This window comes from Chitinophaga agri (assembly GCF_010093065.1).
GTDB classification, from domain to species: Bacteria; Bacteroidota; Bacteroidia; order Chitinophagales; family Chitinophagaceae; genus Chitinophaga; species Chitinophaga agri.
In genome coordinates this window covers 1,326,512-1,352,347 of record NZ_CP048113.1, presented here as the reverse complement: position 1 = coordinate 1,352,347, position 25,836 = coordinate 1,326,512, and the positions used below count along the sequence as shown (strand labels likewise).

20 protein-coding genes and 1 other RNA gene are annotated in these 25,836 nt (G+C 46.7%); 5 read left to right on the top strand and 16 right to left on the bottom strand.

Annotated features, from left to right (window positions below; translation table 11 throughout):
• The first annotated feature begins 146 nt into the window (after nt 1-146).
• The 3 genes from GWR21_RS05090 (at nt 147) to GWR21_RS05080 (ending at nt 2,088) form a co-directional block, all read left to right on the top strand.
• A complete protein-coding gene (locus tag GWR21_RS05090) occupies nt 147-1,181 on the top strand; it encodes a Smr/MutS family protein (protein WP_162330690.1) in 1,035 nt (344 codons plus the stop codon).
• 34 nt (nt 1,182-1,215) lie between these two features.
• An RNA gene (gene rnpB / locus GWR21_RS05085) (RNase P RNA component class A) lies at nt 1,216-1,609 on the top strand.
• 68 nt (nt 1,610-1,677) lie between these two features.
• Nucleotides 1,678-2,088 (top strand): DUF4870 domain-containing protein, encoded by a 411-nt coding sequence (locus tag GWR21_RS05080; protein ID WP_162330689.1) that lies wholly within the window; start codon nt 1,678-1,680, stop codon nt 2,086-2,088.
• Nucleotides 2,089-2,170: 82 nt separating this feature from the next.
• On the opposite strand, the gene GWR21_RS05075 is transcribed toward GWR21_RS05080, so the two are convergent.
• The 9 genes from GWR21_RS05075 to panC form a co-directional block, all read right to left on the bottom strand.
• Nucleotides 2,171-3,871, bottom strand: coding sequence for a S8 family peptidase (locus GWR21_RS05075; RefSeq protein ID WP_162330688.1), 1,701 nt, complete (start codon nt 3,869-3,871; stop codon nt 2,171-2,173).
• 605 nt (nt 3,872-4,476) lie between these two features.
• Nucleotides 4,477-6,012, bottom strand: a complete 1,536-nt coding sequence (amaB, locus tag GWR21_RS05070; protein ID WP_162330687.1) for an L-piperidine-6-carboxylate dehydrogenase — start codon at nt 6,010-6,012, stop codon at nt 4,477-4,479.
• A gap of 111 nt (nt 6,013-6,123) precedes the next feature.
• A complete protein-coding gene (locus GWR21_RS05065; protein ID WP_162330686.1) occupies nt 6,124-7,008 on the bottom strand; it encodes a DUF1338 domain-containing protein in 885 nt (294 codons plus the stop codon).
• 9 nt (nt 7,009-7,017) lie between these two features.
• Complete coding sequence (gene panB / locus GWR21_RS05060; protein WP_162330685.1) at nt 7,018-7,833, bottom strand: 3-methyl-2-oxobutanoate hydroxymethyltransferase; 816 nt, start codon at nt 7,831-7,833, stop codon at nt 7,018-7,020.
• A 57-nt stretch (nt 7,834-7,890) separates the two neighbouring features.
• On the bottom strand, nt 7,891-8,772 hold the full coding sequence (locus GWR21_RS05055; protein ID WP_162330684.1) for a Ppx/GppA phosphatase family protein: 882 nt from the start codon (nt 8,770-8,772) through the stop codon (nt 7,891-7,893).
• 113 nt (nt 8,773-8,885) lie between these two features.
• Nucleotides 8,886-11,045, bottom strand: a complete 2,160-nt coding sequence (ppk1, locus tag GWR21_RS05050; RefSeq protein WP_202929049.1) for a polyphosphate kinase 1 — start codon at nt 11,043-11,045, stop codon at nt 8,886-8,888.
• A gap of 345 nt (nt 11,046-11,390) precedes the next feature.
• Nucleotides 11,391-12,410 (bottom strand): lysylphosphatidylglycerol synthase transmembrane domain-containing protein, encoded by a 1,020-nt coding sequence (locus tag GWR21_RS05045; protein ID WP_162330683.1) that lies wholly within the window; start codon nt 12,408-12,410, stop codon nt 11,391-11,393.
• Between the two features lie 28 nt (nt 12,411-12,438).
• Nucleotides 12,439-12,783 (bottom strand): aspartate 1-decarboxylase, encoded by a 345-nt coding sequence (gene panD, locus GWR21_RS05040; RefSeq protein ID WP_162330682.1) that lies wholly within the window; start codon nt 12,781-12,783, stop codon nt 12,439-12,441.
• Nucleotides 12,784-12,920: 137 nt separating this feature from the next.
• The gene (gene panC / locus GWR21_RS05035) at nt 12,921-13,778 is read right to left on the bottom strand and encodes a pantoate--beta-alanine ligase (RefSeq protein ID WP_162330681.1); all 858 of its coding nucleotides are present in this window, start codon (nt 13,776-13,778) and stop codon (nt 12,921-12,923) included.
• A gap of 109 nt (nt 13,779-13,887) precedes the next feature.
• On the opposite strand from panC, the gene GWR21_RS05030 reads away from it, so the two are divergent.
• A complete protein-coding gene (locus tag GWR21_RS05030) occupies nt 13,888-14,706 on the top strand; it encodes a glycogen/starch synthase (RefSeq protein ID WP_146305273.1) in 819 nt (272 codons plus the stop codon).
• A 178-nt stretch (nt 14,707-14,884) separates the two neighbouring features.
• The gene (metK, locus tag GWR21_RS05025) at nt 14,885-16,138 is read left to right on the top strand and encodes a methionine adenosyltransferase (RefSeq protein ID WP_162330680.1); all 1,254 of its coding nucleotides are present in this window, start codon (nt 14,885-14,887) and stop codon (nt 16,136-16,138) included.
• A gap of 425 nt (nt 16,139-16,563) precedes the next feature.
• Here metK and GWR21_RS05020 read toward each other — a convergent pair whose 3' ends face one another.
• From GWR21_RS05020 to GWR21_RS04990, 7 genes are all read right to left on the bottom strand, one after another.
• Entirely contained in the window at nt 16,564-17,346 is a 783-nt protein-coding gene (locus tag GWR21_RS05020) for a carboxylesterase family protein (protein ID WP_162330679.1), read from the bottom strand.
• Between the two features lie 3 nt (nt 17,347-17,349).
• The gene (locus tag GWR21_RS05015; RefSeq protein WP_162330678.1) at nt 17,350-18,510 is read right to left on the bottom strand and encodes an acyltransferase family protein; all 1,161 of its coding nucleotides are present in this window, start codon (nt 18,508-18,510) and stop codon (nt 17,350-17,352) included.
• Nucleotides 18,510-20,189 carry a hypothetical protein gene (locus GWR21_RS05010; RefSeq protein ID WP_162330677.1) on the bottom strand — a complete coding sequence of 560 codons (1,680 nt, stop codon included), beginning with the start codon at nt 20,187-20,189 and terminating at the stop codon, nt 18,510-18,512. Before GWR21_RS05010 ends, GWR21_RS05015 begins: the two co-directional genes overlap by 1 nt.
• Nucleotides 20,190-20,204: 15 nt before the next feature.
• Nucleotides 20,205-20,933 (bottom strand): TolC family protein, encoded by a 729-nt coding sequence (locus tag GWR21_RS05005; protein ID WP_162330676.1) that lies wholly within the window; start codon nt 20,931-20,933, stop codon nt 20,205-20,207.
• A 6-nt stretch (nt 20,934-20,939) separates the two neighbouring features.
• Complete coding sequence (locus GWR21_RS05000) at nt 20,940-22,379, bottom strand: O-antigen ligase family protein (RefSeq protein ID WP_162330675.1); 1,440 nt, start codon at nt 22,377-22,379, stop codon at nt 20,940-20,942.
• Between the two features lie 135 nt (nt 22,380-22,514).
• Complete coding sequence (locus GWR21_RS04995) at nt 22,515-23,600, bottom strand: acyltransferase family protein (protein WP_162330674.1); 1,086 nt, start codon at nt 23,598-23,600, stop codon at nt 22,515-22,517.
• A gap of 16 nt (nt 23,601-23,616) precedes the next feature.
• Nucleotides 23,617-25,806 carry a GumC family protein gene (locus tag GWR21_RS04990; protein WP_162330673.1) on the bottom strand — a complete coding sequence of 730 codons (2,190 nt, stop codon included), beginning with the start codon at nt 25,804-25,806 and terminating at the stop codon, nt 23,617-23,619.
• Nucleotides 25,807-25,836: the final 30 nt, after the last annotated feature.

The following is a 25,836-nucleotide window of genomic DNA, read 5'->3' as shown; positions in this document are numbered from 1 at the left end:
TCTGGTGATTGGCTGGCCTTTTGGAGCGCAATTCCTAATTCGTAATTTCTAATTCCTAATTCATAGTTATCTTTGCTATCCGCGATGCGGACTGTCTTTTAACGGCAGTTCCTTAAAATTTGTATTACAGTCGCGGCATTGCAAGTATGAAGTTTGAGATTGGCGATAAGATATTGCTCCTTCATTCTAAAGAGGAGGGGACTGTCGTAGACATTATTAATGCCGACATGGTAATGGTAGAAGTAGGAAAGGTGACTTTCCCGGTATACCTTGACCAGATCGATTTTCCTTATTTTCATCGCTTTACGAGTCCTAAGCCGGCTCCGCAACCACAACAGCGGATACAGGGCTATGATATCAAGCCAGAGAAAAAGAAGTATGAGGACAATATCCGGATGAGCCGGGGTATGTTCCTTTCTATATTACCTGTCTTCCGTTTGGATGCTTACGAAGAGCATGTACAGTCACTGAAATTCCACCTGTTGAATGAGACCAGTGAAGCTTACCGGTTTAATTTCCAGGTATGGCTGAAGAACAGTATGGAGATGGAGATCCGCAATGAGATCCAGCCCTTTAGTAATTTCTACCTGTCTGACCTGATGTTTGAGTCGCTGAATGATAGTCCGCGGCTCGAGTTTGTCTTCTTCCCTAAAGAAAAGAATGATAAGCTGGCTTCTTCTTTTCCTAAAACATGGAAGCCGAAAGCCAAGCAGTTATTCCTGCAGTTGTCTGAATTGCAGACAAGGCGGGATGCTACATTGACCCAGGTTTTATTTGAGAAGTATCCGGAGAAGAGTAAGGATGATAAGCCGTATTTCGATGCGTCGAGTGTAGGGTCTATGTCTGCCGGGAGCAATATGACTACTGCCCAGGCAGCCCCCGAACCACCAGCCCAGCCGAAATATGAGCTGGACCTGCACATTGAGCAGCTGGTGAAGGAGTGGAAAGGCCTGAAGAATATTGAGATACTGGCTATTCAGCTGAATGAGTTTGTGCACTACCTGGAACTGGCTATGGCACATCATCAGCATACCATGATCGTTATTCACGGGGTAGGAAAAGGAAAACTGAAAGATGAGATACATGCGATCCTGCGCGATACGCCGGGAGTAGAGCGTTTTGTGAACGAGTACCATCCCCGTTATGGCTACGGTGCCACCGAGATATTTTTCCGGCATTAGGGCATTTGTCAGCTTTTCTATTACATTTGCAAAAACTACGAACCGTGCTGTCGCTTCAACCGAAAGGTAGATGAGGAAAGTCCGGACAACATAGAGTAACGCACCACCTAACGGGTGGGGCTGCTCTTTTCTCTGCAAAGGGCGAAGAGCGGTACAGATAGTGCCACAGAAAATGACCGCCTGCCAGTTGCGCAAGCAGCAGCAGGTAAGGGTGAAAATGTGGGGTAAGAGCCCACGTTCTGGTATGGCAACATATTGGGAGGGTAAACCTTGCGTGTTGAAATGCCATGTATACGGTCGCTTAGGGCTACTCGTCCGATGACCGAGGGTAGGCAGATACAGGTGTCGTGTGAACGGCATCGAAGATAAATGATAGCAGCTCCTTTTAACAGGGAGAACAGAATCCGGCTTATAGGTTTGTAGTTTTTGTTTTTATATTTTAGTGCACTTATCAACCAGAAGATCCCTAAGACATAACCCGAATTATAATACCCTTATGCAAAAAAACGAAGAAAGAAACTGGGCGCTCTTTATGCACCTCGGCGGTATCATCGGTATGATATTCATTCCGCCTGCGGGTAATATTATTGCTGTACTGATCCTGTGGCTTATCAAACGGAACGAATCTGATTTTCTGAATCAGACGGGAAAAGAAGCACTTAACTTTCAGATCACTATGAGTATCATAAATGTCGGTCTCAATCTGATCGGCATGGTCAATCACTGGCAATGGTCATGGGGTAGACCTGGATTTAACTATTATTGGAATCATAATGGCTTTACTTTCCTCAATGGCACACGTGGGATAGTATTTGTGTTGAATATCATTTTCTCTGCTATAGCAGCCTCTAAGGCGCACAATGGGATCTTTTACAGGTATCCGTTTAACTGGAGACTGGTGAAATAAAGATGTTGGAAAAAGTAAAAGGCGGCCTCGTGAGAGGCCGCCTTCTTTATAAAGAACATTATTGATGTCGCATTCAGTGGGACTATCCTTTTTTGACAGGTTCCATCTTTGCTTTCTTTTTTTTCTTTGGGTGTGTACCCTTGTCTGTGTCAAGGGTATCTGCCAGCTTCAACGCTTCATAAGCGTTTATCAGTCCGCCGGAGATAGACAGTTCACTGAAAGGCACCTTGGTATCACCCGCACCTGGCTTATTGACCTCTGTAGTGCCGTCAGGTAACGGAGTGGCAGATTTCATCAGGATCGATTTCAGCTGAGCGGCAGTCAGGTTCGGATGGTATGCCAATACCAGTGCAGCTACGCCCGCTACAACCGGGGCCGCCATACTCGTACCGCTTGCTGCGCCGTATTTGTTACCACCAGGCACAGTAGAGTAGATCTGTACGCCCGGAGCGAATAGGTCTACGTTCTTCTTGCCGTAGTTAGAGAAATTGGCCACTTTAGTGTTCCTGCCATTGCTGCTGGCACCTACAGTAATGTAGTTATTGGCTCTGGCAGAGTGATCGGCAAAGTCAGGATTCGGGAAGTTGTCAACCACGTCGTTGTCATTGCCATCGTTACCGGCTGCATGCACCAGCAACACGCCTTTTTCTTCCGCATATTTAACGGCATCGTCTACCCAGTCCTTATGAGGGGAGAAGCCTTTACCGAAGCTCATGTTCACCACGCGTGCACCGTTGTCTACCGCATAGCGGATAGCCAGGGCAACGTCTTTATCACGTTCATCACCATCAGGTACTGCTTTCACCATCATGATCCGTACATTGTCATTGATACCGTCCATACCAACGCCATTGCCTCTTACTGCGGCGATGATACCGGAAACGTGGGTGCCATGGAAACCGAATTGTCCCATCACATCGTTGTTGCCGTAGTATTTATCATTGATGTCATTGATGTTATCGCCGATTATCTCAGCACGTTTATCAGCAGGTCCTTCACTGTCAGCCGCTTCGGCTTTCCTTTTCAGTTCAGCAAGGTATTCTTCAAATTCAGATTTGAGTTCGGAGTAGGTAAGGTTCTCTTCACCGGTATTCTGGAAGATCCGCTGCATGAACTTCTTGGCTACCATTACGTCCTGGTCAGTCGTCTGAATACTGTCCAGTTTTGCGGCAGTGAAGTCATTTTGCTTCAGGTAGCCGGTAAGCAGCATTTCGCATTTATGCAGACTTTCCTGCAGCTTTAGCATGGTTTTGTAGGTGACCTTGCTCTCGTTAGGAGAGGGCTTCACCACTCTACCCTGCAGTTTCTGCCAGTACTGATATTCCTTGGACTGTTTGTCCAGGGCAGAATCCGGATTGATATATAAGCTTTTATAACGATAGTATTCACGGGTAGCCTCGTCTGAATCCTCCTTTACGCTGCGGCCGTCTTTACCGCCCAGGAAGTTCCATCCGTGGACATCATCCACATAACCATTTTTATCGTCGTCTATGCCATTACCTGGAATTTCTTTAGGATTTACCCAGAGGATTGATTTGAGATCTTCATGCAGGGTGTCAATGCCTGAGTCGATCACGGCAACGAGTACAGGGGTACTTTTTCTTCCTTTCAGTAACTCTTTGTAGGCCTTTTCTACGCCGGTACCATATACGCTATCCTGTGTATAATTCAGCAGGTGCCAGTTTCTCGGAATTGCGGTTTGGGCATAAGTCGGGTTTGCGGTGAGCGCAGCCATCATCACAACACTACCAGCCATGACTGCCATAGCTTTTTTAGATTTCATCAGTCTGTTTTTTTCTCAATAAACTTTACAAATCAAAAACCAAATTAGGTTAAAGGTATGCAAAATGTCAGGTAATCGGGTTTCTTAAATGATGAACGAGACAAACAATGTGCTAACAGCTATTTAGCGGGATAGTCGTTTGCGTATTCCTTCATTCACTGTTAATTTAACATGTAAACTACTTAACAGGTAAAACATTTCTCAGGGGAGAAAACAAAACGTGTTGCCACGAAAGTCGCGCCTGCATTGAACGCAGCAAATGATCTTGCCGCTTGTCAAAAAAAATTTGCAAATACCACAAAAGTAGAATATGAATTTCCGGAAAAAAGTGTAATATTTAGAGCTGGAAGAGTACTTGATAACTTGCTTAAGTTACATAGCTACTTTTCTCATAAGCATGGTTTCCGTTTAACGAAAAAGCGAGGTTCTCTAACCTCGCTATTCTTTTCTACGTTGTTCATTCACATGCAATTGTGAAAATTCTTCTCTGCGGCCTTTCTATCCGCTTATATCTGGAATATTATCATTTTATAAGTTATCCGAATATTAAACGGATTGGTGTCCGTGTTATTGTGCAGGGAGTAAAAGTTCCTAATCTTAATTCCTCACGCTCCAAGCTCAAACTTGATCCCTTGTGCCAGCGGCAGCTTAGTTGAATAGTTAATAGTATTCGTCTGCCGGCGCATATAAGACTTCCATGCATCTGAGCCACTTTCCCTGCCGCCACCTGTCTCTTTCTCCCCACCAAATGCCCCACCGATCTCTGCCCCGGAAGTACCGATATTGACGTTAGCAATACCACAGTCAGAGCCTGCCTGAGAAAGGAATAGTTCCGCTTCCCGGAGGTTGAGTGTCATGATGGCGGAAGATAATCCCTGTGGCACATTGTTCTGCATGGCGATCGCCTCTTCCAGCTGGCTGTATTTCATCACATACAGTATAGGAGCGAAGGTTTCATGTTGTACGATCGGGTAGGTGTTCTCTACAGCTGCGATAGAAGGTTTCACATAACATCCGGAGGTGTAGGCATCGCCGGATAATACGCCGCCCTCTACCAGGAAGGTGCCGCCCTGTGCTTTCACCTGCTCGATAGAGCTGAGATACAGGTTCACTGCGTCTTTGTCGATCAGCGGACCTACGTGATTATTTTCATCCAGTGGGTTGCCGATATGCAGCTGCTTGTATGCCTTCACGAGTTTCTGTGTAAACGTCTCGTATACACTTTCATGGATGATCAGCCGGCGGGTGCTGGTACAGCGTTGTCCGGCGGTGCCAACCGCACCAAATACACAGCCGATGAGTGACATATCCAGGTCTGCATCCGCAGTAATAATAATTGCATTGTTGCCTCCCAGTTCCAGTAAGGCACGTCCCAGACGGGCACCTACGGTGCTGCTCACTGCCTTGCCCATTCGCGTGGACCCTGTTGCAGATACCAGTGGTACCCTTGTATCCGCAGCCATCCATTCACCGGTTTCGCGGCCACCCACTACCAGGCAGCAAACGCCTTCCGGCACGTTATTGTCTTTCAGTACATCCTGTATGATCTGCTGGCACGCTATCGCCGACAAGGGGGTCTTCTCTGATGGCTTCCAGACGCAAACGTCACCACATATCCAGGCTAACATCGCATTCCAGCTCCACACGGCTACGGGGAAGTTAAACGCGGAAATAATGCCGGTAATACCCAAAGGATGCCATTGCTCATACATGCGGTGACCAGGACGTTCAGAGTGCATGGTCAGTCCGTGTAGCTGCCGGGAGAGGCCCACGGCAAAGTCGCAGATATCGATCATCTCCTGTACTTCTCCATATCCCTCCTGCAAACTTTTCCCCATTTCATAGGATACCAGTTTACCCAGGGCTTCCTTGTTCCGGCGCAGCGCTTCGCCTACCTGACGGACGATCTCGCCTCTGCGGGGCGCCGGCCATAAACGCCATTCTGTAAAAGCCTGTTGGGCCACTGTAATCACCGCATCGTAATCGGCACGGCTGGCGCCTGTTACAACTGCGATATCCTTTCCGTCTACAGGAGAAGACGCCTGAATAGCGGCTCCTTTGGCATCCAGCCATTTTGTACCTGTACTGACACCGCTATTGGTGTTGCTGATATGTAACTGTTGCAGAATATCCTGGATCATGTATATGCTTTTTTCTGTTTTGATGTATATCCGCAGTAGTATACTGACGGTGCGTTCAACAGGAGCGCTAAACAACAAGGCCGGGCATTCTGATGACCGGCCTTATCTGCGTTATTTATTCGTCTGTGAACTGTATGTGCTTTCAAAAATGCGGTCTGCATTGCCAGCTTCAAAACCTTCCCTGCGATGTTCACGGGTGATCTGATCGGCTGGCAGGTGTGCGAACTGCGGCAGTACCCTGCGCTCTGCAAATTCCACGTAGGAACCGGCTATTTTATGTATTTCGTTGTCAGCAAAGGTAGCCGGGATCATCTTTGCCACCGTGCTGCTCTGCAGCAGCAGATGGTCCGGACTTTCCTTGATCTTACCGCCTGAATCATTGAGCGTAAATCCTTCTTTCTCCAGGAACCTGTTGAAATCGGCTACGGTATTATACCCGGCTGGCAGGTTCTGTACGCTGATCGTGAAGTGATTGAGGTAGTACCTGTTGTAGATCACCCAGGCAGCGTATTCACTTTCTGCCGACAGCGCCTGGAAATCCGCATAGGTAGGCGTACGCCAGAGAGAACTGTGCAGGAAGGTATCTACGGCAGGGCCATCGTTCAGGTCCAGGTTACTTACCGGATCTACCAGCACTTCTTTGGTGTAGCTGGTAATGATACGCTGTGCCTCCGGACTGAGGTCCTTTACCCGCAGCTCGCTGATGAAGATGCGTGGGTAATGGGGAGCAGGAGGGGCGTACCAGAATGCATCCAGCTTCTTTTCTTTAAAGTGGTAGGCTTCTCTTCTGGTGTAACCGTAATGAAGGAAGATCTTTTCCAGCGATTGCACCCCTAGTTCGGGTACACCCATTGTACGAAAGGCAATGTGATCATTTTCAATGTCTTCCGGTAGCTGGATCAGATTCTCAGTGATCATGGCGGCAATGATTGCCGCAACGTCAGGAACACGTTCCTGGTAGCGTTGCATCAGGCCGCTGAGAACATAGTCTAACATAAAACGATTTTAGTATTGTTCGTTATCGTTCGGAAAGTCTTTTGCTTTCACGTCGTGGATATATTGCTGTGACGCCTTGTAAATTTCGTCATATAAATTGAGATAACGGCGCAGGAAGCGGGGTTTAAAATCTTTGTTGATACCCAGCATATCATGCATCACCAGTACCTGGCCATCGACATATTTGCCGGCGCCGATACCGATCACAGGGATGTGAATGCTTTCTGCCACCTGTTTAGCCAGCAGGGCAGGTATTTTTTCCAGTACGATCGCAAAACAACCCGCTTCTTCCAGCAGGCGGGCATCCTTCAGCAGTTTCTGTGCTTCTGCTTCTTCGGTAGCCCTTACGCTATATGTACCAAATTTATTGATGGATTGAGGCGTCAGTCCCAGGTGCCCCATTACAGGTACGCCTGCGGAGATGATACGCTTAACAGATTCAAGAATTTCTTCACCGCCCTCTATTTTAACACCGTGGGCGCTGGTTTCCTTCATAATACGCACGGTGGAGGCCAGTGCCTCTTTAGAATTGCCCTGGTAGGTACCAAAAGGCAGGTCTACAACTACAAAACTGCGTCTGATTCCTCTTACTACAGAAGCTGCATGATAGATCATATGATCCAGTGTAATGGGCAGGGTGGTTTCGTAGCCCGCCATTACGTTAGCAGCAGAATCGCCGACCAGCAGGATGTCCATACCGGCATCGTCAAAGATGCGTGCCATGGAATAATCATATGCGGTCAGCATGGAGATCTTCTCTCCATCATTCTTCATTTTCTGTAATATGTGTGTGGTGATCCTTTTAACTTCTTTGTGCGTTGACATGCTGAAACACAGTTATTGATTAGAAAAATGGGCGTTAAGGTAACCAATATTTACCAATTACTTACTAATCTCAGCATACAGGGACTGGACAAGGCCATCTGCAAGACCTATTTTCGGTACAAAGATCTCTGTCGCATCGGCCCACCGCATGATATTAATATATATCTGAAGGGCAGGAACAATCACGTCCGCACGGTCTTCCCGAAGGTTATAGAGATGGATACGTTCTTCTACGGTGAATCCGTTGAACTCTTTATAATAATCTTTCAGCACATCCAGCGTAAGTGGTTTGCCCTCCTTGCGTTTAGACAGCGAGAAGACCTTATTGATATTACCACCCGAGCCAATAGCGGTGATAGTGCCAAGGCCCTTGATGCGCGATTTAATGGTATCTTTCATATACTGCCACTGTTCATCTCCGACCTGATGCTGCATCAGACGGATCGTGCCGATATTAAAAGATTCTTTATGACGGAGACTGTTGTTGCTGAAGATGGTCACTTCTGTGCTACCTCCACCTACATCGATATACATGTAGGAGCGGTTCTTGTCAAGATTCTCTGCGATGTGACTTTCATAGAGGAATGATGCTTCTTCCTGTCCGGAGATGACTTTTATGTCAATGCCTGTCTGCTGTCTGACATCCTGTAATATTTCAGTCGCATTAGCTGCATCACGCATGGCTGAAGTTGCACATGCTTTCAGGTATTTTACCTCATATACTTCCAGCAACAGTTTGTAGGCTTTGATCGTATTGAGCAGGTGAGTCGCTCTTTTCTCAGAAATAGCCCCCTGGCTGAATACATCAAGACCCAGACGCAATGGAACCCTGACGAGGTTGACTTTTGTAAAATCCATACGGCCCTGACTGTTTGGCGACGCTTCTGAAATAAGCAGCCTGGCAGCGTTGGACCCAATATCAATGGCAGCAAGCTTCATGAGCGCAAATATAATTATGAATTAGGAAATTAGGAATTAGGAATTGAAATGCAGCGAAGACTGATGTCTGGAGAGAAACAATATCACATCAATTCCTAATTCCCGATTCCTGATTAATTATACTGTTTCTCATGCAGATACTTAAAGATCTCTATCTGCGATCTTATTTTCTTACCACTATTATCCCGCTTGTACTCGTTCTTCTGCTCATTATCCAGGATACGCGCTTTCACATTACCACTCAGCTGTATAGCCAGTATATCCCTTAATTCCTGCTGGATGGCCGGGTCAAATATCGGGATCGCTACTTCTACGCGGTGGTCCAGGTTACGCAGCATCCAGTCGCAGGATGCAATGTATACCTGTGACTGCGATTCTTTACCAAAAGTGAAGACACGTGCGTGTTCTAGGTATTCATCCACAATGCTGACAGCCGTGATATCCTTCTTCCACTTTTTATTTTCCGTATATGCGCAACAGATACCTCTGATGATCATGCTCACATCCACGCCTTCCTTGGCTGCTTCATAGAGTTTGCTGATCATCTCCGGGTCGGAGAGGGAGTTCATTTTGATGACCATGGAGCCACCTTTCTTATGACGTGCATTCTTGATCTCTTTCTCGATCATACGGATGAAGAATGGGCGCATACTGTAAGGGCTCACCGGCAGGGTATTGCAGGCTTCCAGCATCTTGATATCATGCTTGCTGTTTTCCAGGTAGCTGAAAATGCGGTTGATATCAGCCATGATGTTCCGGTTGGCTGTAAGCAGACAATGATCTCCGTATACCCTGGCCGTTTTCTCATTGAGGTTACCCGTGCTCACAAAGCCACATTGAATGGTCTTGGTGCCAATACGTTTCTTGATCACGCAGAGTTTCGCATGGATCTTCAGTCCGGGGATGCCAATAAGTACTTTCACGCCTTCATCTTCCAGACGTGTCTTCCACTCCAGGTTATCCGCTTCGTTAAAACGGGCTCTCAGTTCGATGGCTACTGTTACCTGCTTCCCATTGCGGACGGCATTCACCAGTGCATTGACGATCTTGGAGTTCCTGGCGAGGCGGTACGCGGTCAGCTTAATGCTGGTAACGTTCGGATCAATGGCGGCTTCCCTCAGCAGGTCAATGATGGTATCAAATGAATGATAAGGGAAGTGCAGCATTACATCCTGCATCTGTATCACGTGCATCACACTGGATGCATTGGCAAACAGCGGATGTATAAAACTCTTACGTTGCGGATGTGGTCTGTCTTTGAATACACCCGACGGGAAGTCCATAAAGTCTTTGAAGTTATGGATACGGGCGCCGGGGATCAGGTTATCTTTACCAGAGAGGCCCAGTCTGCGCATCAGGTATTCGAGCAGGAGCGGGTCGATGTCTTTGTCGTAGACAAATCTTACGGGTTTGCCTTTACGACGGTCTTTCAGCCCTTTTTCAATCTGGTGAATAAGACTGGTAGAGATGTCATTATCAATATCCAGTTCGGCGTCCCTTGTCACTTTAATGATATGGGCGGTGAACTTGTCAAAGCCAAAGTAGGAGAATATATGCGGCAGACTGAAACGGATCACATCTTCCAGCAACATGATATCAGCTTCACCATCTTTGGCGGGCAGCGTGATAAAGCGCGGAAGTACACTGGGGATCTCGATCAGGGCGAATTTCTGTCTGATGGAATTATCCTGTTTCGCCAGTACTACTGCCAGATAGATAGATTTATCCCGCAGGAAGGGGAAGTGCTGGATACTCTCGATCATCAGCGGTATGATGTTCGTACGTACCTCATCATTGAAATAGTTGAGTACAAACTTCTGCTGTTCTTTATTGAGGTGTTTCTCCGTACGGATGAAGATCTTCTGCTGCTTGAGTTCCTCTTCGATACTTTCCCATATACGGTCAAACTCTCTTTGCTGATCGATTACCATGCTCTGGATATCATCCAGAATTTCATCAGGATTTTCTTCCAGGTGCATGCGGGTAGATTTACCTACCAGCAACATTCTCTTCAGGGTTGCTACACGTACGCGGAAAAACTCATCAAGGTTGTTGGAAAAAATACCCAGGAAGCGGATTCGTTCGAGCAGGGGCACGCTGTTATCAGCTGCTTCCTGTAAAACCCTCGCATTAAAGGCCAGCCAGCTGATGTCCCTGGGGATCATTTTGGGCTTCTTGGCGGCTGCGGGTGCTATTTTTTTGCTATTGCTTTTCTTTTCCATCACCGGATCTTGAAAATTAGTATCTATATGCTCACTATTGGACAATCGCATCTGAAAGATGATTAACGGTTGTGATTACACTGCTAATCGCAACAATACATATTTTGAAGAATATCGTATGTTAAATTTCTGATGCGTTTTCTTAAAGGTAAGCAATTATAGTGCGAGACTTACCGGCAAATTCATGTAATATTTATCTTATATACTATACAAATCATCGGACCGGGGCGGGATAGGCTGAAGGCAGATAAATACACGGAGACAACGAGTTCGTTAAGGTTTCATTAAGCCCGTATATGGCTATATCAGCAGCGTAGGGGGATGCTTACAATTTAACTATGTTCGATGAAAATTGAAGGGCTGTGGGTAGCCAGCGTTTGTTCTTTTCAGATAAGCCTAGTGTACATCTGCTGCTGCGCCAGACGTCTGTACCGGCGCACGGTTGAACAGGGGCAGGGCGATCAGGCTTCCCAGACCTACGATCAGTACCAGCACAGTTTGGGCTGACCATACTATCCAGCCAAATGCATAGGCGGAAGTGTCGAGTACACCATATACCATGAGCGTACGCTGTACGAGGAACTGATAGGCACCGGTACCACCAGGCGTCACGATCATTCCCACACTGCCGATGATGAGTACAGCCAGTGCCGCTTTTAGGCCGAGGTCGCGTGTCTCTTCCATACAGTAGAAACCCAGGTACATCATAGCGAAGTACATCAGCCAGATGAGTATAGAGTAAAAGATGAACCATCCTTTCTTTTCCATCTGACCAATGGAGCGGATACCGTCCCATACGCCATGGGCAAGTGCACGGATCTTGATACCGATACTAGAGCGGGAGATCAGGCGGAACCCGATATACCCGATCAGCAGCAGACCAATTCCGATACCTGCGAGCAGCATAGACCGGGAGCTACCCGCTGCACCGAGTTTATTTTCAATGGGATGCCAGATCTCATTGATGAATAAGCCACCGATCACGTCTATCTGTATCACAACAGTGATAACCATTAATATAAGCAACAGGAGCATGTCCACGGCGCGTTCCGCGATCATGGTACCTACCAGTTTGTCTACCGGGATCTTTTCATACCGGGCTACAATACCGCAACGGGTTACCTCGCCTAGACGGGGTACGGCCAGATTGGCCAGGTATCCTACCATTACGGCAAAGAAGGTGTTGAGTGTGCTGGGGCGATAGCCCAGCGGTTCCATGATCAGCTTCCAGCGGACTGCCCTGTACCAGTGACTGGCAATACCGACAATGATAACAGGGATCAGCAGCCAGTAGTTGGCACGCTGCAGGGAGCTGAATATATCGTCCTTTTCCTTGTCAGTAAGATTATGTGTAACGAGCCAAACTAATCCCAGCCCAATGGCTAAAAAGCAGATAAACTTCAAAAATTTGGGCATAGTAATAGTAATTTTTTGGGATCAGCGGTTACAGTTTATTATTTTCTTTCGGGAAAATAGCGATAGGAGTATGCTTTTTTGCCTCCTGAAAGTCCATAGATGCGTAAGAGATAATGATCACGATATCGCCAACCGCACAGAGACGGGCAGCGGGGCCATTCATACAAACAACGCCTGAACCGCGTTTTCCTTTGATGATATATGTTTCCAGGCGTTCTCCGTTATTAACGTTCACTACCTGTACTTTTTCGTATTCAATAAGGTTTGCTGCATCCAGCAGATCTTCATCAATAGTGATACTTCCTACGTATTGTAAGTTTGCTTCAGTGATCACTGCGCGGTGGATCTTACTTTTCAGTACTTCAATGTGCATGTTAAAATATCCCACTCCTCGTGGGGGCTCTTAGTGTGTAGCAAAATTAGGGAAAAAATATAATACAGTGTTTCGCCTCAGACAGAGTCATAGTCCGCCTGCGTTTGAGCCGAAGCACTGTATTAATACTGCGGAGATCAGTTGACCTGCATGTTATCGATGAGTCGCACCCCACTGCTGTTCTCCCGGGCCGCAACAACAGCGTACAGCGGATCATTACCGGGCGTGTCCGGAAAACTGATGTTACCGTCCGGGAGGATGGACACCATCTCCAGGTAGTCTACCTCAAAGCCGTGATCCGTGAGCTGATGGATACCCTGGTCGGAGAGTGCCTGTAAAGGGGCGGTGTGGACGTGATCTTTGATATAATTAAGCGCGCGCGATATATGTAGTGCATTTTGCCTTTCGGTTGGGTTCAGTCGCAGGTTGCGGCTGCTCATGGCGAGACCGTCCGTTTCACGAAGCGTGGGACAGATGACCAGTTCGACTTTCAGGTCTAACAATTTTATTAACCGATTGATAATCAGGCATTGCTGGAAATCCTTTTGTCCCATGAACAGTTTGTCCGGCGCTACCAGGCTGAGTAATTTATGTACTACCTGGCCTACGCCCTGGAAGTGACCGGGACGGTGAGCCCCTTCAAGCACCGTTTCCAGCGGACCGAACTCATAATGCATTTCGGGTGCCAGGCCTTTAGGATACATTTCCTGCACAGATGGCAGGAACAATACATCGTTGCCGGCAGCGGTCAGTAACTGGATATCCTGGTCTATCGTGATGGGATATTTCTCAAAATCTGCAGGATCATTGAATTGTGTGGGATTTACAAAAATACTGCAAACCACCAGATCGCTGTTTTCTTTTGCAGCAGCTATCAGAGACAGGTGTCCCTGATGTAATGCGCCCATAGTAGGCACAAAACCAATACGTTTGCCTTGTTTCCTTGCTGTTGATAAGAGCCTTTCGAGATCGTCTTTCTGCTTGAACAGATACATAATTTATTGCTTAAAAGGATGTTAAAAGTGCCAAATTGTCTTTTCTTCCGTTAAAAATCCGTAATTTTGCAAACCAAATTTAAAATTACTGCATTAATATCAGCATTAGATGTCCACAAAGAAACGAATTCTTTTTATTGCTCAGGAAATGTCGCCTTATCTGGAATTAACAGATTATGCGAATATGGTCAATAAAATGGCAATTAAGTCCAATGAGTCCGGTCTGGAAGTGCGGGTGATCATGCCCCGGTTTGGCATTATCAACGAGAGAAGGCACCGGCTACACGAGGTGGTAAGACTGTCTGGCATTAACATTGTGATTGAGGGTGACGATTATCCATTGATTATCAAAGTAGCATCATTGCCGAACGCACGTTTACAGGTCTACTTCCTGGACAACGAGGACTATTTCAAACGTAAAACCTTATTTACGGATGAAAATGAGCAGTTCTACGACGATAATGCAGCCCGTGCAGTATTTTTCTGTAAAGGAGCATTGGAAACGGTGAAGAAGTTTGGCTGGCCGCCGGACATCATTCACTGCAGCGGATGGATGACCTCCCTGATCCCTTTATATCTGAAGACTGCCTACAAGAAAGAACCGGTGTTTGCTCATTCGAAAGTGGTTTATTCCATGGAGCCTAACTCCTTCAAGGAAAAACTCGGCGCCGGCTTTGTAAAGAAAGCGACCATCAGTACCCAGATCAAGGAAAAAGATCTGGAGTTATATAAAGAAGGCACCAACAGTGCACTGAACAGAGGCGCGGGTAAATACGCCGACGCAGTGGTACTGGCCGGAGAAAAAACAGAAAAGAAAGTAGTAGATGAACTGAAAGCGGAAAAAGGTAAGATCATCCTCCCTTACAAAAAGGATAACGAAGATCTGGCTGACTACCTGCAGTTATATACTCAACTACTTGGAAAATAGTTCTTCCCATTTTGAAAAGCCTCGTTTTAAACGGGGCTTTTTTTATTGACTAAAAACTCATTCTCAAAGTTTTTTCCTATTTTTGGCCCGGTTTACCAGTATGCATACCACCAAAGTGCAAAAAAATGGTAAATTGTACTAAACATTACTAATCTAAAAGCCGAAATTCAATTAATTTATGCCTTATTTATTTACCTCAGAATCCGTTTCCGAAGGACATCCGGATAAAGTAGCCGATCAGATATCTGATGCATTGATAGATCATTTCCTGGCTTATGATGCAACATCTAAAGTAGCTTGTGAAACATTGGTAACAACTGGTCAGGTGGTATTGGCTGGTGAGGTTAAATCCGAAGCATACCTGGATGTGCAGGAAATAGCTCGCGAGGTAATCCGTAAGATCGGCTATACGAAGAGTGAGTACATGTTCGAAGCTAACTCCTGCGGTATCTTTTCTGCTATCCACGAGCAGTCTCCTGATATCAACCAGGGCGTTGAACGTAAAAGCCCAGAAGAACAGGGCGCCGGCGACCAGGGTATGATGTTCGGTTACGCTACCCGCGAAACTGAAAACTATATGCCACTGGCGCTCGATCTGGCTCATAAACTGCTGATCGAACTCGCTGCGCTCCGTCGCGAAAATAAAGACATCACTTACCTGCGTCCTGATGCAAAGTCCCAGGTAACTATTGAATACTCTGATGATCACGTACCTATTCGTATAGATACCATCGTTATCTCTACACAGCACGATGACTTTGAATCAGAAGCACAGATGCTGGCAAAGATCAAGGAAGATATGATCAAGATCCTGATCCCACGCGTTAAAGCACAGCTGAAACCTGAATTACAGGCGCTGTTCAATGACCAGATCACTTACCATATCAACCCAACCGGTAAATTCGTAATCGGTGGTCCTCACGGCGATACCGGTCTGACCGGCCGTAAGATCATCGTTGATACCTATGGTGGTAAAGGTGCCCACGGTGGTGGTGCATTCTCCGGTAAAGATCCTTCCAAAGTAGACCGCTCTGCGGCATACGCTACCCGTCACATCGCTAAGAACCTGGTAGCCGCGGGTCTCTGCGACGAAGCACTGGTACAGGTATCTTACGCTATCGGCGTGGCAAAACCATGTGGTCTGTTCATCGATACCCGCGGTACCGCTAAAGTACAGCTGAATGATGGTGAGATCGCAAGAAAGGTAGAAGAGATCTTCGACCTGCGCCCTTACGCTATCGAACAGCGCCTGAAGCTGCGTAATCCAATCTACAGCGATACCGCTGCCTACGGTCACATGGGCCGCGATAGCAAGGTAGTTACCAAAGTGTTCAACAAGGGTAAAAAGAACGAGAAGAAAGTAGAAGTGGAACTGTTTACCTGGGAGAAACTGGACTACGTTGACAAAGTAAAATCTGCATTCGGACTGTAATCAGCCAGATGTATAAGTTATAAGAGGGTGTATCAATTACTTTGATACACCCTCTTTTTTTATGTAGCTGTGAGGGATTGCCTTGTTACCTTACAGGTAATAAGGCAATAACCTATGAGCAATGTCAGTCAACGTCACCTTCAGACCAGCTACAAAATTGGAAGGTGTATCATTGTGATACACCTTCATGGGTTGTGCTTGTGGGCGGTTGATCAATAAGTAGTTAAATTATCTTAACACTGTGCCTCTGTCTGTTAAGGCGACAGCAAATATCTGCGCTCTTCGTATTCATAGTATCGTGACAATCCAGTCTCTTAAATTCCTTTTCTGCTGGTCGCTGTGGTGTGTAGACAATGATTGTAGCATGACCAGTGCTGTTTTATATCCTTCCTGCACGTAAACGGGGCATGACGCTCAGTGCAACCCTACTTCTTACGCTTATACTGTAACATCCATTCGTAGATATTCAGATTATCCGTGCTGTCCCTGTAGGCCGGGTCATAGAACTCATGCCAGCCGGTATGTGCTTTTTCGTGCCTGGTGAGCTTAATAAGCCCTTTCTGGTAATGATTGGTACTATCTATGCAACGCAGGCTGTTCTCCAGAAATTGAGGCTCCGCATTGCCGGCAAAGTACCATGAATGTAATCCCGCATCGCCGACCAGCTTAAAACGACCGTAGTTCTCCGGGTACATCGGTGGTGGCGACATCGGCACCGTTGCGGCAATGCGGGTTGTCAGGCGTTTATTGTCAGTCATCGACATCAGTGTACACCATCCACCTGCGCTGTACCCTGTCAGGTAAATACGGGAGGAATCGACGGGATATTTCTTCAGCACATCATTCAGGATAAACTCCAGCTGTGACGGATTGATACCCCAGCTTTCTGCCAGTGGTGCCAGGACGATGAATTTATACATCTTGCCGTCCACCTTGTTCACCGCCTGTATCTTGCGGCCTTCCCTGATCTGACGGGGAATACCTTCCCTGAAAAGTTTAGAGATATCATGTCCTGCAATGCTCCTGCCATGAAAGCAGACGATCAGCGGATATCTTTCCTTTGCGCTGCCTTGCGGAACGTGCAATAAAGCCGGCACCGTGTGCCATCCATCGGTAGGGACTTTGATCTCCCTGAAATCACCCAGGGGACCAGGGGCGCCTGCCATTGTAACCACAATCAACAGGGCCAGTATTAATACTCGTTTCATCATTTAGTTTTTAGTACTCAGTGTGCTTGCCTTAGCCGGTGTGTTGCCGGTGGTAAATTTGTCTTTAAGTTGAATGAATCGTTGTTCAATAAAATGAAAGCTTAGTAGCGCGCATCCATATACTACCGGTACATCCACCAGGAATAACCAGTACTTATTGCTTTCGCTGACGGGAATCCATCTTTCTACCAGCTGTGTTTGAATGACCCAATGCAAAATGTACATACCGTAAGAAACCTTTCCAATGGCCACCAGGACTTTATTCTCCAATATCCTGTTCGCCAGATCGCCGATCATACTGCTTTTACCTGAAACCAGTAATAACAGGAGAGAAGCGGCACAGAGATTCAGCACCGTATAATACCAGACATGCTGATAACTGTTGATATCTCCGAAATTATAACCCATAGAAGTGGGCAGCGAGTGCCCGTGGCTCTCGCAAAAATAGTTGGCCAGTCCTGCGGTCAGTGCCAGGGCGGCACCGGCTATAAAGAGCCATTCCGGACGTTTAATGCGGTCCTTCAGTCCCAGCAGGGGAATGGCCAGTCCGGTAAAAAATGCGTCCAGATGACTAAACGGAAACCAGTAAATAACATCGAACACCTCAAAGCTGTTCTTGCCAATGCCTGCGAGATAACCACCGAATGACCAGCGGAATACCGGACCTGCTATTAACACTGCTATCAGCAATGCTTTGAGAGAAGGCCGGGATAGCAGGAATACAATAAAAGGGAAGAACAGGTAAAACTGCTCCTCTACACAGAGCGACCAGAAATGGGTATATACCGGACTCTCATGCCAGCTGTTATAGATCCTGGTCAGGTTGAATGTGTAGGAATATAAGTAAGGCAGATCGCTGAAATACCCTGGCGGAAAAGCTGTAAACAGGCAGATGACCACAAATACCGTGAGGTAGATGTAATACAACGGGAAGATCCGCAAACTCCTCCTGATCCAGAATCTTTTAAGACGCTGGCCCATCGGTGCTGGTTTATCCTTTTCCTTCAGCAGGATGCTACTGATCAGGAATCCCGAAAGCACAAAGAAGAGCTGTACGCCCATCCATCCAAAGCGGATAATACCGAAATGAAAGGCCATCACCAGTAATATCGCAATGGCACGGACGCCATCCAGGCTTTTGATATAATTTGGCTGTGTTTGCATTATGGCTGAATGGGATAATAGGTGACAGTTACATCGGCTGGCAGCTGCTGTTTATATGCTATCAGCTTATTGTGTAATGTAGTGGCCTCCGCCGGGTCTACTGCGTAGAAGAACACTTCATCACCTCCACAGATCACGTTGTTCGAGATCTTCCAGGAGGCAACTTTAGTCCATTGCTGCAATAACTTACTATCAAACCAGGTGTCGTATACCACGGCAATTTTTACTTTTTCCTGCTGACTGAATTGCTGCAGGAACTCCGGAGAGTACTGGCCATGCAGCTTTCCGGCTGCTACAACATTGTTGCCCAGTCCCCACAGGTCCAGTATCCTGTTGTCAGATAAGTAGCTCACAGCGCCGACATCATTCGCAGCGATCGCTGTTTGTTTATAGTTACTTTGCAGGAAACTACCCATCTGGTACTGTTGTTCATAAATATTGCGGGCAGCTGCCGGCAGATTGTGAAATGCGCCCAATGCCCTGAACGGCAGCGGTGCACACAGGAACAGCAGGAGGAACACGCCCACCGCTTTTTCCAGCAGCGAGTATTTTCGTGCGGCATTCCGCAGCTGAAGGATAAAATAGTAAAGCAGCACCGCCACCACCGCTACATCCAGCGCAATAAGGTAAGCCTCATAACGGAACAGCCAGCCTACTGCGGCAAGCGCCATGTGCAGGAACGTATTGACCAGTGGGATGCAGGCCAGCTGTTTCACCTTACCGATGGTATTCACATTGTCTGCATTAGGACGTAAGATGAGTATCAGCGCTGGAATGATCAGCAGGAGCCTTACGACGGTGGTACCCGACAGGGAAGAAGACCCTTCGGGGTAATACCTGTTGGTAAAGATATTGACCATGGTATTATTGCCGTAAAGTAACTTGTAGATCAGTATTTCCTGCAAACTGCTCATCAGTTGCGAACCGCCGCCGGTAAGACGGCTGGCTTTCAGTAGCACGGAATTGGGAAGGAAATACCCGCCGTGTTGCACGGAGATATAACCGAAAATAATTAAAGGGACAAGTGAAAGTGTCAGGACTACAGCCGTCTGCTGCCAGCGCCTGTTATAAATACCGGCCAGTACAACGCCTGCCAGCAGGAACAGTGATTCAAAACGGGCAAGAATGGCCAGTCCTGCTACCAGTGACAACAGCAGAATATGGCTACGGGTTGTATTGGCAGTTTGCAGCAAACCAACCGACAGATACAACATACACATCGCCAGGAACGCATGCATCATATGCTCCATACCACTCGCGACCATTACCGGTACGGGTACCAGTATGACCAGTGCAAGCAATGTAAGGCATCTGGCGGGTGCAGGTAAACTGAAACGCTGTAATAACAGGTCAGTCATATATACCAGCAGAAAAGCAAAAACGACATTGATAAAAAAAGGCATCCAGATGCTGCTGATACCGGCTTTAAAGAACACGGCCAGTACCAGGGTATAAAGAGGTGAGGAGCTGGCTGCGCTGAACTCCTGCGCATTGATACCCCATATACCATGCAGCGCAAAATTCTTGGCGATGGCCATGTGAATGAAGGTATCGTCCAGTGGGTAACAGAAATGGCCACCCGTTTGTGTCAGTACCTGACGACAGGCAATTGCCAGCATTACTGTCAGGAACAGTAATGTGGCAATAACCGGGTAGTGTTTTTGGAAATAATATTTCATTATCAGGGATTACACTTATTTAGAAAAGGTCCGTGACTGGGACTGTAAAACGGCTTGTTCGAAGCTGATGCCGATCAGCTTTTCTATTTCAATCTTTGCCTGTCTGATATCGCGCTCCAGCATTACTTTTCTTACCATTTCCTCATTGTAGCTCCTGTACGCAATGTTCAGCGTCTCCACCGTTACATCTTTATCGCCACTGGAGAATTTCTCCTCTGTTTGTTTATAATGGTTGTAAACATCCTCCAGCAGCGGCACTTCCAGTTCCAGCATTTTCTTGTTGGCAGCATAGAGCTCATACGCGTTCAGTACATCTGCCTTTATCTTCAGCTGCTCTTCTTCCTTCATGTTAATGATCACTTTCTTTTCAGCTTTAGCGATCTTTACATCATTCGGAATGGTGAGGAAACTACCCATCGGTATAGTCAGTGAGAAGTTGTACCTCGGGAAGAAGGTCGCATTATTACTGTTGTTTTTCAGGGTGTACTCATTGAGGTTACCGGATGCCTGCAGCATGTTCAGCCACCCCGCCTTTGCTTTGGTGGTTTCGTACCTGTTTGCCTTCAGTTTATTGTCATAAACTTTCAGGGCGGGGTTCTGCAGGGCTAATTCTACCAGTACAGTTTTCAGTTGTGCTACTTCGGGGGAATCTACCAGAGGGATATAAAGGCTGGTCTCTCTTCTTTGTGCATGCACGAACAGACAACTTACCAGGCCAATAATAACGAAAAGTCCCTTTTTCATACTTTGTTATTTAGATTTTGAAAGATTATACTTTATCCGGATTGTTATACCCAGCAGGGCATTGAGAAATATAGAGGATTCGACCAGACCGGCTGCTTCCTGTGCATACTGGGCAACCAATATGGCAAACATCACCGCGGCAATACTTATCAGTAGTAGTTTATGCAGTTCATCTTCCTCCCTGAAGTAATTGGCCACGGCGTAGTGTATGCCCATATAGGTATAAAGGCATACCAGTATTAAACCGATCCATCCAAGTTCCAGCGCAGCACGCAGGTAACCACTGTCAGGCTGGAAACCTGCCAGCCGGTGTCCGGGATTATAGGTCTCTCCGTCTCCGCCTACTGTCATAACGCCGCCTCCAATCGGGTGAGAGTAGATATATGGCTGGATACTGTGCCTGTTCACATCACGCAGGTTCAGCGATTCATCCTGGCTACCCATAAAGGCCGTTCTGAAACGAATAATGGTCGGACTGCTATAAAACGGACCGAACAGTATCGCCAGCATCGTGAAAGTGAAAATACCCGCGATGATCAGGGTATTCCTGTTGTGCAGGTTTACCAGGAAGAATAACACCAGGCCTACAGGCAGCATCACGTACGCGGTACGGGTGCCGGAGAAGCCAAGCGCCAGCAGCTGCACCACGATCATAAAGATCAATATGAACTTCTTTGGAAAACTGATCAGTTTCTGACTGGCCGTAAGCAGTACCATACAGATAATGGCACTACAGGCCATCAGTACACCAAATGCAGCAGGATCGGCCATAAAGGAGAAGATCCTCGGGCGACCCTGCAAGACCACTGTTTTGAACTTGTCAGGGTTCATAGCGATATAGGCTTTCTCAAAGGGGAGTAGTCCTACCGCCTGTTGCAGACAGCCATATAAAGCGGCGGCCGTAGCCAGCACCAGCCAGAATTTGAAGAATTTATATATCTCCGGCCATCCTTTCATCACCCGCAGCGTAAGGAACAGGAAGATGAAATTGCGGATATACACGCGAATAAAGATGACCCATCCCTGGAAGGAATACATATTCGGATTAAAGCACTGTATCAGCATATAGGCTGAATACAGGTACAATATCAGCAGCAGGGGGTCTTTAAAATACTCTATATTGGATTTCTCCTTCTCTCTGGTAAAGATGGCGCCTGCCAGTACAAGCAACAGGAATATATCCATAACAACACCCACAGGCATCGTCGTCTTGGCCATTCTTTCAGGCACATGGATGATGAAAGAGATGACAATATAGATATAATATCCTAAGCGGAAATTGAGGGCCGTCACTGTCGCCAGTGCAAGACCTATCACACCGCCGCACAATACGATGCTCAGTTTCGCATTGAGTGATGAGAGGAAGGCAACCGCCGGAACAGCAATCACCCACAACAGGATGAACAGGTATATTACGGTGTTTCTTTTAGTCTGCTGACTATACATAATAATACTGGTACGTTAGAAAAACATGATCTTCATAAAGAGTAATAGCATCGTCAGGGCCACAAATAACAGCAGCATTGTCTTATGAAATGACCTGCTGATGCCCGGTGTGTATTTCTTTTTAACAGCCATTGATTACGGTGTTTTCGGTGTCGTTACTGTCTGCGGATTATAGCGTCGTGCCGCAAACGGGCCTGTGAACAGGAAACCCAGTCTAAAGCGCATACATAATCTGTAAACAACGACAGATAAAAAAATCGCAAGGAACATTAACACTAACAACGTGATCAGCACATGCTGCCTTAGCTGCGTCGCGATCATGAAATACCTGATCACGGAGACTATCGGCACATGCAGCAGATAGATATATAGTGAATAGTGGCCTAATGTTCGCAAAACAGGCATCACTTTATACTTTGAGAACTGGAGCGACAGCATGATGGTGAACAGACTGCCGACTAGTGCTATCCCTGCATACAGGAACAGGTTCATCTGCATATGAAGCAGGAAATAATACTGACACCATGCAAAGACTGGCAGCAGTATGATCAGTGCGTATGCCGACGACAGACGTTCCTGTGTCTTTTCTGAAAAGAAGAAGCTGGCGGTAAGGTTACCAATACAGAAAAAGATGTAATGCAAAGCAATATCATACAGTGTACTGATACTGTTCACAAGAGGGGCGGTCGCAAGCAAGGCCAGGGAGATAAGTACCTGGGCAAATTTGTCATAGCGAAAAAGTTTTGCTACCAGCAGATATAGCAGGGTCACATTAAATAATGCAAACAAATACCATAACTGGTCAAGATGGCGGGGTTGTATCAGAATATTCAGGTAATCGGCACCGGTGCGATGGGCGTTAACAACTGAAGAAAAGAGAATTTGCAGGGTGATCTGAATCAACGCCCATAGCAGATAGGGATACAACAATGTATTGACACGGGTAATAAGGAATCCGGATTCGCCTTTCTTGTTAATACTTCTTTCAAAGAACAGTCCGGATAGCAAAAAGAAAAGTGGCATGCGGAAGCTGTAGAACATGTTGTTACCATCAACGATCCATTGAGGAACCATCACACCACTGTTTTTGAGCCCGAACACGACATGCCGGTATACGACCAGGACGATAGCTATGCCCTTGGCATAGTCTATCCATCCTAATCTGTTCGCTTCAGGTGGTTTGAAGCTGAGTAATGATTTAACCGTGAAGTTCTTTTGCATGTGGTTAACTTATTGGTTATAATTCGAGGTATTCTTCCTGCACATTATTCAGTACGGCTCCTACGAATTTACCGCCAAGAGTTTCAAAAAACTGCGCCGATTCACGGTCTACCTGTGTCAGGGAGAGCTGGGACGAGAATACGGCTATGACGCCATCAACGTATTGCGCCAATTCTTTACTGTCGGTATAGTCGTTGAGCGGAGCACCTTCCAGCAGAATGAAATCATAATGTTCTGCGAGGAAAGGCAGGTAGTTTAAGAGGTTGTTCTTAGGCAGGATCTCAGATGGAGTATAGTCTCCACCTTTACAGCCAATCACCTCAATACCCGGTACAGCATAGGTTGTGACAATTGCTTTTACTTTGTCAATGCTCAGTTCTGATGCTGGCACAGAGAAGGTCTCTAATGTTGGCGCAGCTTCCATCTGAACAGTGATATCGTTGTTACAGAAATTCGTATCGATCACCAGGACGTTCTTATTGCTCAGGCTCAGGCTGTAGGCGAGGGCCTGGGTCAGCGTAGTTTTACCCTGACGCGATTCTGTACTGGTAACAAGGAAAGATTTCTTACCACTGCTTTCTATTTCATAGCGCAGTTTACGCAGTAACTCACGGAAGGTGTTCTGACGTTGCTTAGTGTGTTTGTCCGGAATCGTTGTACGTTGTAACACTTCCAGGATACTATATTTGGTAAGATCTGCATGGTTTACACTACTGATAAGACGCAGGTCCAGGTGCTTTTCAAATACAGAAGGCGATTTCAGAGAGCCATCCAGGAATTCCAGCAGTAACACAATAAAGGAGGTGAGCAGGAATATAGAGATACCGGACATCCCCATAATGATCACCCTTTTGGAAGACTCCGGCTTGAACGCCGGCTGTCCTTTGAGTACCTGTTTGAAGTTCAGGTCAGGCGTTGTCTGATTGTCCTGGGCCGCATTCAGTTTTTCCTTCAGTTTATTGTACTCTTCCTGGGCCATGTCCACTTCTGACTGTAAGCTGCTTACGGTAGCTTCCTTATTGGCATAGGAACCTACGGAACCTTTCAGCCTGTAGATCTGACCCTGAAGGCTTCTCATATTTAGTTTGGAGGCATTCAGCTGTGCTTCCAGGTTTGCTTTTTCTTCCAGCAGTGCCTCTTTGGTAGTGGCACTCTGTGAACCGCTGGTGGAGGCGCCCAGTTTCTTCTGGAGCTGGGCACGGAGGGTACTCAGCTTAGCACTGATGGCGGGATCATTTCCACCTTTCTGCGTAAGGTCTTCATTGAGGTCGTTGATCTGTCTGCGCAGGTCAATGATCTCGCTATTGCTGTTGGTATAAACGGTCTTACCGGCACTAGCGGAGGCAAGACGGTTATTGACGCTTTCCAGCGATGAGCTGATGGTATTATAATTCGCTGTTTCATCAGACAGACCTTTCTCAAATTGCTTGATCAGGTCCAGCTGATTACCACTGGCTGTTTCCACGTTCAGTAGCCCCTGTGACGATTTGTACGCGCGTAATGCTTCTATTTTTGTATCCAGTTCGGCTTTTTTCTGTATTGCCAGCTGGTCGAAAGACTCCACGCTTTCCACTGATCTTTCAGAGCGCATGCTTCTGTAGTAACGCATAAACTCGCGGTAGATGGTATTTACTGTATACGCTGCCTGCTCCGGATTCTCGGCCATGAATACGATCTCCAGGAAGTCCGTGCGCTGCACACGGCCAGCGCTGAGGTGCTTACGGATAGACTCGTAGTCAAATTTGTAGAGTTTCAGGAAAGCCAGGATATTACGTTCTGTTGGATTATAAGAGGAGAGGACCTGCAGGGAGTCCAGCTTGTTACGTAAGATGGTAACCGCTGCCTGTTTGTCAACCGCTTTATAGGCGTCTGATGAACGGTCTTTCTCACTGAGTTGTACAAAAGGTTTTTTACTGGTCAGATCGTGCAGCAGCAAATCATAAGACAGCATACCTATGACAACAGGTGAATTCATAGTTTCAATTGCGTTGTCGAATTTCACATCTGCCTCAAATATGTTCACGTTCTCATCACGGAGCTTCACCTGATCATTCATCGTGAATCCGGTGGCTATCTGGGTTACAGAGGCGTACATACGGGGTTTGCCAAGGGTAAAAACAAAAGCGGCAACAATGGCAATGATGGTACTGATGATGATCCACCATTTCTTTTTCAGCAGGGCTTTAACGAAATATATAATATCCATATTAAAGTGTAATTATTTAACATCTGTAGC

Bases quoted from the DNA above. Each gene is read 5' to 3' on its own strand.
- GWR21_RS05090 (WP_162330690.1), top strand. From the start codon at position 147: ATGAAGTTTGAGATTGGCGATAAGATATTGCTCCTTCATTCTAAAGAG.
- GWR21_RS05080 (WP_162330689.1), top strand. From the start codon at position 1,678: ATGCAAAAAAACGAAGAAAGAAACTGGGCGCTCTTTATGCACCTCGGC.
- GWR21_RS05075 (WP_162330688.1), bottom strand. From the start codon at position 3,871: ATGAAATCTAAAAAAGCTATGGCAGTCATGGCTGGTAGTGTTGTGATG.
- amaB (WP_162330687.1), bottom strand. From the start codon at position 6,012: ATGATCCAGGATATTCTGCAACAGTTACATATCAGCAACACCAATAGC.
- GWR21_RS05065 (WP_162330686.1), bottom strand. From the start codon at position 7,008: ATGTTAGACTATGTTCTCAGCGGCCTGATGCAACGCTACCAGGAACGT.
- panB (WP_162330685.1), bottom strand. From the start codon at position 7,833: ATGTCAACGCACAAAGAAGTTAAAAGGATCACCACACACATATTACAG.
- GWR21_RS05055 (WP_162330684.1), bottom strand. From the start codon at position 8,772: ATGAAGCTTGCTGCCATTGATATTGGGTCCAACGCTGCCAGGCTGCTT.
- ppk1 (WP_202929049.1), bottom strand. From the start codon at position 11,045: ATGCGATTGTCCAATAGTGAGCATATAGATACTAATTTTCAAGATCCG.
- GWR21_RS05045 (WP_162330683.1), bottom strand. From the start codon at position 12,410: ATGCCCAAATTTTTGAAGTTTATCTGCTTTTTAGCCATTGGGCTGGGA.
- panD (WP_162330682.1), bottom strand. From the start codon at position 12,783: ATGCACATTGAAGTACTGAAAAGTAAGATCCACCGCGCAGTGATCACT.
- panC (WP_162330681.1), bottom strand. From the start codon at position 13,778: ATGTATCTGTTCAAGCAGAAAGACGATCTCGAAAGGCTCTTATCAACA.
- GWR21_RS05030 (WP_146305273.1), top strand. From the start codon at position 13,888: ATGTCCACAAAGAAACGAATTCTTTTTATTGCTCAGGAAATGTCGCCT.
- metK (WP_162330680.1), top strand. From the start codon at position 14,885: ATGCCTTATTTATTTACCTCAGAATCCGTTTCCGAAGGACATCCGGAT.
- GWR21_RS05020 (WP_162330679.1), bottom strand. From the start codon at position 17,346: ATGAAACGAGTATTAATACTGGCCCTGTTGATTGTGGTTACAATGGCA.
- GWR21_RS05015 (WP_162330678.1), bottom strand. From the start codon at position 18,510: ATGCAAACACAGCCAAATTATATCAAAAGCCTGGATGGCGTCCGTGCC.
- GWR21_RS05010 (WP_162330677.1), bottom strand. From the start codon at position 20,189: ATGAAATATTATTTCCAAAAACACTACCCGGTTATTGCCACATTACTG.
- GWR21_RS05005 (WP_162330676.1), bottom strand. From the start codon at position 20,933: ATGAAAAAGGGACTTTTCGTTATTATTGGCCTGGTAAGTTGTCTGTTC.
- GWR21_RS05000 (WP_162330675.1), bottom strand. From the start codon at position 22,379: ATGTATAGTCAGCAGACTAAAAGAAACACCGTAATATACCTGTTCATC.
- GWR21_RS04995 (WP_162330674.1), bottom strand. From the start codon at position 23,600: ATGCAAAAGAACTTCACGGTTAAATCATTACTCAGCTTCAAACCACCT.
- GWR21_RS04990 (WP_162330673.1), bottom strand. From the start codon at position 25,806: ATGGATATTATATATTTCGTTAAAGCCCTGCTGAAAAAGAAATGGTGG.